The sequence below is a fragment of the uncultured Porphyromonas sp. genome, assembly GCF_905372525.1.
Lineage (GTDB): Bacteria > Bacteroidota > Bacteroidia > Bacteroidales > Porphyromonadaceae > Porphyromonas.
Window position 1 is genome coordinate 1 of sequence record NZ_CAJPPN010000068.1, and the last position, 6,514, is coordinate 6,514.

Annotated in this window: 10 protein-coding genes; all 10 read left to right on the forward strand. The window is 55.6% G+C overall.

Annotated features, from left to right (window positions below; genetic code table 11):
- The coding region (locus tag QZ170_RS08965; RefSeq protein ID WP_297180150.1) for an uL15m family ribosomal protein at positions 1-287 on the forward strand (287 nt) is incomplete at its 5' end.
- Between the two features lie 6 nt (positions 288-293).
- Entirely contained in the window at positions 294-1,634 is a 1,341-nt protein-coding gene (secY, locus tag QZ170_RS08970; RefSeq protein ID WP_297180152.1) for a preprotein translocase subunit SecY, read from the forward strand.
- Position 1,635: 1 nt separating this feature from the next.
- Positions 1,636-2,424 (forward strand): type I methionyl aminopeptidase, encoded by a 789-nt coding sequence (gene map, locus QZ170_RS08975; RefSeq protein ID WP_297180155.1) that lies wholly within the window; start codon positions 1,636-1,638, stop codon positions 2,422-2,424.
- Between the two features lie 16 nt (positions 2,425-2,440).
- Positions 2,441-2,659, forward strand: a complete 219-nt coding sequence (infA, locus tag QZ170_RS08980) for a translation initiation factor IF-1 (RefSeq protein ID WP_005468188.1) — start codon at positions 2,441-2,443, stop codon at positions 2,657-2,659.
- A 12-nt stretch (positions 2,660-2,671) separates the two neighbouring features.
- Complete coding sequence (ykgO, locus tag QZ170_RS08985; RefSeq protein ID WP_009433293.1) at positions 2,672-2,788, forward strand: type B 50S ribosomal protein L36; 117 nt, start codon at positions 2,672-2,674, stop codon at positions 2,786-2,788.
- A 39-nt stretch (positions 2,789-2,827) separates the two neighbouring features.
- On the forward strand, positions 2,828-3,208 hold the full coding sequence (gene rpsM, locus QZ170_RS08990; RefSeq protein WP_021667860.1) for a 30S ribosomal protein S13: 381 nt from the start codon (positions 2,828-2,830) through the stop codon (positions 3,206-3,208).
- Positions 3,209-3,219: 11 nt separating this feature from the next.
- Positions 3,220-3,606, forward strand: a complete 387-nt coding sequence (rpsK, locus tag QZ170_RS08995; protein WP_297180157.1) for a 30S ribosomal protein S11 — start codon at positions 3,220-3,222, stop codon at positions 3,604-3,606.
- Positions 3,607-3,910: 304 nt separating this feature from the next.
- Complete coding sequence (rpsD, locus tag QZ170_RS09000) at positions 3,911-4,516, forward strand: 30S ribosomal protein S4 (RefSeq protein WP_297180160.1); 606 nt, start codon at positions 3,911-3,913, stop codon at positions 4,514-4,516.
- A gap of 22 nt (positions 4,517-4,538) precedes the next feature.
- Positions 4,539-5,549, forward strand: coding sequence for a DNA-directed RNA polymerase subunit alpha (locus QZ170_RS09005; RefSeq protein ID WP_297180163.1), 1,011 nt, complete (start codon positions 4,539-4,541; stop codon positions 5,547-5,549).
- A 7-nt stretch (positions 5,550-5,556) separates the two neighbouring features.
- On the forward strand, positions 5,557-6,030 hold the full coding sequence (rplQ, locus tag QZ170_RS09010) for a 50S ribosomal protein L17 (RefSeq protein WP_297180166.1): 474 nt from the start codon (positions 5,557-5,559) through the stop codon (positions 6,028-6,030).
- Positions 6,031-6,514: the final 484 nt, after the last annotated feature.

Below are 6,514 nucleotides of genomic sequence, written 5' to 3' on the forward strand. Positions count from 1 at the left end.
AGATGCCTATCCAGCGTCGCCTGCCTAAGTTCGGCTTCAAGAATATCAATCGTGTAGAATACGCTCCAGTCAACCTCTCTACGCTCCAAACGCTCGCAGAGGCTAAGAGCCTAAGCCGTATCACCAAGGCAGACCTCATCGAGGCAGGCCTCATCGGTAAGAATGATCTCGTGAAGATCCTCGGTAACGGCACGCTTAGCCTAAAGCTCGAAGTGGAGGCCAATGCCTTCTCTAAGTCTGCCGAAGCAGCTATCATCGCACAGGGAGGAAGTGCTGTAAAACTCTAGTAGCTTATGCGCTTTATAGAGACACTGAAAAACATTTGGAAGGTCGAGGAGCTGCGTCAGCGCATCCTCACCACCTTGTTTTTCGTCCTGATCTATCGACTGGGCTCATTCATCGTGATCCCAGGGATCGACCCCAATGCGCTTGACTCGCTACACAAGCAGACCAGCTCGGGTCTGATGGCACTGATCGATATGTTCTCCGGGGGGGCGTTCTCCAATGCCTCGATCTTCGCTATGGGGATCATGCCCTACATCTCGGCCTCTATCGTGATGCAGCTCGCTGCTATCGCTGTGCCTTCGATCCAGAAGCTCCAGCAGGAGGGTGAGAGTGGCCGCCGCAAGATCGACCAGTGGACACGCTACCTGACCGTACTACTCCTGCTGGTACAGGGCTCTGCCTATCTGGTGAACCTCAATCAGCAGCTGGCTCAGGTGGGCTCCTCGCTCCCTAGTGGCTTCTGGTTTGACGTCTATGCGATCGTCGTGATGGCGGCTGGGAGCATGTTCGTCCTCTGGCTCGGTGAACGTATCACAGACAAGGGCCTCGGCAACGGCGTCTCGCTGATCATCATGATCGGTATCATCGCTCGCCTCCCTGTCGCTCTGACGGCAGAGTGGGGGACGCGCGTCTCAGGCGGTGCCGGGGGACTCGTGTGGCTCCTCTTCGAGCTAGTCTTCCTGCTCGCAGTCATGGCCGGAGCGATCCTGCTGGTACAGGGTACTCGCCGTGTGCCGGTACAGTATGCCAAGCGTGTCGTCGGCAACAAGCAGTACGGAGGTGCTCGTCAGTACATCCCCCTCAAGGTCAATGCTGCTAACGTGATGCCGATCATCTTTGCCCAGACGATCATGATGGTGCCTATCTCCATCCTGAGCTGGGTACAGGGGGATAATGCCGGTGGCTTCGTGCGTGCCTTCTCAGACAACACGGGCGTCTGGTACAACCTCGTCTTCGGTATCCTCATCCTGCTCTTCACCTACTTCTACACCGCGATCACGATCAACCCAACGCAGATGGCCAACGATCTGAAGCGTAACAATGGGTTCATCCCAGGTGTGAAGCCCGGTAAGGCAACGAAGGACTACCTAGATACGATCATGGACCGCATCACACTGCCTGGTGCCTTCTTCCTAGCGATCGTGGCTATCATGCCCGCCTTCGCTCGTATCATCGGTATATCAGGAGAGTTTGCTCAATTCTTCGGCGGTACGTCACTCTTGATCCTCGTTGGGGTCGTACTCGATACCCTCCAGCAGATCGAGAGCCACCTACTCATGCGCCACTACGATGGTCTGCTGAAGAGTGGCCGCATCAAGGGACGTACAGGCTCTGTAGCTGCTTACTAAGATGATCTATCTGAAGACAGACGAAGAAATCGAACTCATGCGTGCGGCCAACCAGCTGGTCGGCCGTACCCTCGCCGAGGTCGCTAAGATCATAGCTCCCGGGGTCTCGACCCTAGAGCTAGATAAGCGTGCCGAGGAGTTCATCCGTGACAACGGTGCCACTCCCGCCTTCCTCGGCTACAATGGCTTCCCTGGGAGCCTGTGCACCTCGGTCAATGACCACGTGGTGCACGGCATCCCCTCCTCCAAGGTCGTCCTACGCGAGGGCGACATCGTCTCCGTAGACTGCGGGACGAAGCTCGCTGGCTTCACCGGCGACTCGGCTTATACCTTCGCCGTCGGCGAGGTATCCCCCGAGGTACTCGCCCTCCTTCGCACGACGAAGGAGTCTCTCTATATAGGTATAGAGCAGGCGGTCGCAGGCAAGCGAGTGGGTGATATTAGCTCGGCTGTGCAGCGGTACTGCGAGGCGCGTGGCTACCATATCGTCCGAGAGCTAGAGGGACATGGGATAGGCAAGAACATGCATGAGGAGCCCGGTGTGCCGAACTACGGACGCCGTGGTACAGGAGCAGAGCTCCGATCAGGGATGTGCATCTGCATCGAGCCCATGGTGAACATGGGATCGAAGAATGTCATCTTTGACAGGAACGACGGGTGGACTGTCCGCACAAAGACAGGTAAGCCCTCGGCTCACTTCGAGCATTGCATCGCTATCCGCGAGGGCAAGGCCGATATCCTCTCTTCGTTTGACTTCATCAAGGAAGTCTTAGTGGACAGAGAGTTTTAAGTTCGTAATAACTAATATGCCGAAGCAAGCAGCTATAGAACTAGACGGGGTCATCCTCGAGGCGCTCTCGAACGCGATGTTCAAGGTCGAGCTAGAGAATGGTCACGTCATCACCGCCCACATCTCTGGGAAGATGCGTATGCACTACATCAAGATCCTCCCAGGGGACAAGGTCAAGGTGGAGATGTCTCCCTACGACCTGACCAAGGGGCGTATATCCTTCAGATATAAATAACCCTACATAGATATGAAAGTAAGAGCATCACTCAAGAAGCGCACCGCCGACTGCAAGATCGTTCGTCGCAAGGGGCGTCTGTACGTAATCAACAAGAAGAACCCCAAGTTCAAGCAACGCCAGGGGTAGTCTCTAACCATCGGACTATATTAAACGAACAAGATAAGTATGGCTATCAGAATTGTTGGCGTTGACTTGCCACAAAACAAACGAGGAGAAATTGCCTTGACTTACATCTTCGGGATCGGCCGTAGCAGCGCTACGAAGATCCTAGATAAGGCTGGGGTCGATCGCAATATCAAGGTCAAGGACTGGACCGACGATCAGGCTGCCGCTATCCGTGAGGTCATCGGCGCTGAGTACAAGGTCGAGGGGGATCTTCGCTCCGAAGTCCAGCTGAACATCAAGCGACTGATGGACATCGGTTGCTACCGTGGTGTCCGCCACCGTATCGGTCTGCCCCTACGTGGCCAGAGCACGAAGAACAACGCTCGTACACGCAAGGGTAAGAAGAAGACTGTCGCAAATAAGAAGAAGGCTAGTAAGTAATAGACGTTGATATGGCAAAGAAAGTAGTAGCAAAGAAGAAGGTCGTCAAGATCGACGCTGTGGGTCAGGCTCACATCCATTCTTCTTTCAATAACATCATCATCTCCCTGACCAACAACGACGGTCAGGTCATCAGCTGGTCTTCGGCCGGTAAGATGGGCTTCCGTAGCTCCAAGAAGAATACCCCCTATGCCGCCCAGATGGCTGCGCAGGACTGCGCTAAGGTCGCTTACGACCTCGGCCTGCGTAAGGTGAAGGTCTTCGTCAAGGGTCCAGGCAACGGACGTGAGTCTGCTATCCGTACCCTCCATGGTGCAGGGATCGAGGTCACCGAGATCGTAGACGTGACCCCAATGCCACACAATGGTTGCCGTCCTCCTAAGCGTCGTCGTGTCTAATCCTCGTCAGTCGCTTTAGATAACAGAGTAGTTTCATACAGATAGCAGTACATCGCAGAGGCTCTACCGCTCTCGTCTCCTACCTGGCTAGGAGCTAATGGACGCTAGAGCATGACAGAGAAGTAGCAGAATAGGTCAGGATCCCCTAGGAGGGACGATGGGTGAATAGATTGGCTATACTTTCATTATCTATCCTCTCCTCATAACCGGTCGCGGCTGCACTCCGCCCTCCTACCCTCACCTCCTGCCACACTCCCATCCCCCGATTCGTCGGGAGGCTCGTACTGCCCAACAATAGAAGACAATGGCAAGATATACAGGCCCAAAATCAAAGATCGCCCGTAAGCTCGGTGCACCTATCTTCGGTGCGGATAAGGTTCTCTCCAAGAAGAACTATCCTCCAGGTCAGCACGGGAACAGCCGCCGTCGCAAGACGAGCGAATACGGCATCCAGCTCAAGGAAAAGCAGAAGGCTAAGTACACCTATGGGGTGCTCGAACGTCAGTTCCGCAACCTCTTCGAAAAGGCGCAGCGCACCAAGGGGGTGACTGGTGAAGTCCTCCTTCAGCTCCTTGAGAGCCGCCTCGACAACGTCGTCTACCGCCTCGGCATCGCGAAGACTCGCGCAGCTGCTCGTCAGCTCGTCTCGCACCGCCACATCACCGTGGACGGTCAGGTAGTCAATATCCCCTCCTATACCCTCAAGCCCGGTCAGGTCGTCGGGGTACGTGAGAAGGCGAAGAGCTTAGAGGTCATCACCGACTCTCTAGCTGGTCGTAGCCACAGCAGCTACAGCTGGCTCGAGTGGAATCAGGCTTCCCTCTCGGGTAAGTTCCTCAGTGCCCCCGCTCGTGAGGACATCCCCGAGGACATCAAGGAGCAGCTGATCGTCGAACTATACTCTAAGTAATAATCCCTAGTATCTCACTCACATGGCAATATTAGCATTTCAGAAGCCCGAAAACGTCCTCATGATGGATGCGACGGACTCATTCGCTAAGTTTGAGTTTCGTCCCCTCGAGCCGGGCTATGGTACCACTGTCGGTAATGCCCTGCGTCGTATACTCCTTTCTTCACTCGAAGGCTTTGCCATCTCGACCATCAAGATCGAAGGTGTCAATCATGAATTTGCTACTATTCCGGGTGTCTTGGAGGATGTTACTAACATCATTCTCAACCTCAAGCAGGTCCGCTTCCGTCCCCTCTCCGAGGAGGCTATTGGCGAGACCATCAGCCTGACGATCTCTGGCAAGAAGGAGTTCGTCGCTGGTGACCTCGACGGACGGCTCTCCTCCTTCCAGGTGCTCAACCCTGAGCTCGTCATCTGCCACCTCGATGAAGCCTTCTCGCTGACCATCGAGCTCGAGATCAACAAGGGACGTGGATACGTCCCCGCTGACGAGAAGACCGTAGATACAGCCAAGGCCAATGAGCTACAGACCATCGCCATCGACTCTATCTACACCCCTATCCGCAACGTCAAGTACTGGGCTGAGAACTTCCGTGTCGAGCAGAAGACCGACTACGAGAAGCTCGTCCTAGAGATCACCACCGATGGTAGCATCCATCCTCAGCGTGCTCTCAAGGAAGCGGCTGAAATCCTCATCGAGCACTTCAGCCTCTTCGTACAAGACCCTGTCGAGGTAGAGGAGACCGTCGAGGAAGCCTTCTTCCCCGAGGAGGTCGATAGCGAGGAAGAGCTGAACCGGGTACGCGAGCTCCTCTCTCAGGAGCTCACCGAGCTGGATCTCTCTGTACGTGCGCTCAACTGCCTACGTGCTGGCGAGATTCATACCCTAGCGGACCTCGTGGTGATGGATCGGGACTCCCTCTCTAAGCTTCGCAACTTCGGGAAGAAGTCCATGGATGAGCTCAACGAGCTCATGGAGCGTCTGCACCTAGACTTTGGGATGGATGTGAGCAAGTACAATTTAAATGACTAACTAGAAGATGAGACATAATAAGAAATTTAACCACCTAGGTCGCAAGAAGGCGCACCGTGAGGCCATGCTCTCCAATATGGCTGCCTCGCTGATCCTTCACAAGCGTATCTTCACCACTGTGGCCAAGGCTAAGGCACTGCGCGTATACGTAGAGCCCCTGCTGACCCGTGCTAAGGACGACTCGACCCACTCGCGCCGTATCGTCTTCGCTGAGCTACAGAACAAGTACGCCCTCAAGGAGCTCTTCGGCCCAGTAGCTGCTAAGATCGCTGACCGCCCAGGCGGATACACCCGCATCCTCAAGACGGGATACCGCCTCGGGGACAACGCTGCCGTCTGCTTCATCGAGCTCGTAGACTACAACGAAGGTATGCTCAAGGACAAGGCTGAGAAGAAGGCTGCTCCTAAGACCCGTCGTTCGCGTCGCTCTACGAAGCCTGCTGTTGAGGCTGCTGCCCCCGCTGCTGAGAGCGCTGAGTAAGCCTACCCCAAGCCACTAGTCCCCTCATCACCCAGAGGGGGGACATGGCAGAAGCAAGAGAAGCGTCCACACCTCATCCCTGAGGTGTGGACGCTTCCTCTTTTCTAGGGAGTGCCTCGGAGAGGGGCACTCCCTGCCTCTTGTCTGCTGGCTACAGAGGCTGCCTCCTTTTTGTGGGGGGCGGCCTCTTATCTCCACGTACGCACTATCCTCCCCGCTAGGGGGAGATAGACGACGAGGGGATGGGGAATATTGCTACGGTGGGTGAGGAGAGAAGGAGATGCTTTGGGTTAGGGGGAAAGCCCTTTGCTCTATGTGTGGTGACTAGTCCTAGGGGCTCGGTGCAGTCGGTGCGATGGATGAGGGAGTTCAGAGCCTTCGGTGCGATGGATGAGGGAGTTCAGAGCCTTCGATGCGGTGAGTGTGGGGGCTGGGTGCCGTCGGTGCGGTGAGTGTGGGGGCTGGGTGCCGTCGGTGCGGTGAG

Bases quoted from the DNA above. Each gene is read 5' to 3' on its own strand.
- secY (WP_297180152.1), top strand. From the start codon at position 294: ATGCGCTTTATAGAGACACTGAAAAACATTTGGAAGGTCGAGGAGCTG.
- map (WP_297180155.1), top strand. From the start codon at position 1,636: ATGATCTATCTGAAGACAGACGAAGAAATCGAACTCATGCGTGCGGCC.
- infA (WP_005468188.1), top strand. From the start codon at position 2,441: ATGCCGAAGCAAGCAGCTATAGAACTAGACGGGGTCATCCTCGAGGCG.
- ykgO (WP_009433293.1), top strand. From the start codon at position 2,672: ATGAAAGTAAGAGCATCACTCAAGAAGCGCACCGCCGACTGCAAGATC.
- rpsM (WP_021667860.1), top strand. From the start codon at position 2,828: ATGGCTATCAGAATTGTTGGCGTTGACTTGCCACAAAACAAACGAGGA.
- rpsK (WP_297180157.1), top strand. From the start codon at position 3,220: ATGGCAAAGAAAGTAGTAGCAAAGAAGAAGGTCGTCAAGATCGACGCT.
- rpsD (WP_297180160.1), top strand. From the start codon at position 3,911: ATGGCAAGATATACAGGCCCAAAATCAAAGATCGCCCGTAAGCTCGGT.
- QZ170_RS09005 (WP_297180163.1), top strand. From the start codon at position 4,539: ATGGCAATATTAGCATTTCAGAAGCCCGAAAACGTCCTCATGATGGAT.
- rplQ (WP_297180166.1), top strand. From the start codon at position 5,557: ATGAGACATAATAAGAAATTTAACCACCTAGGTCGCAAGAAGGCGCAC.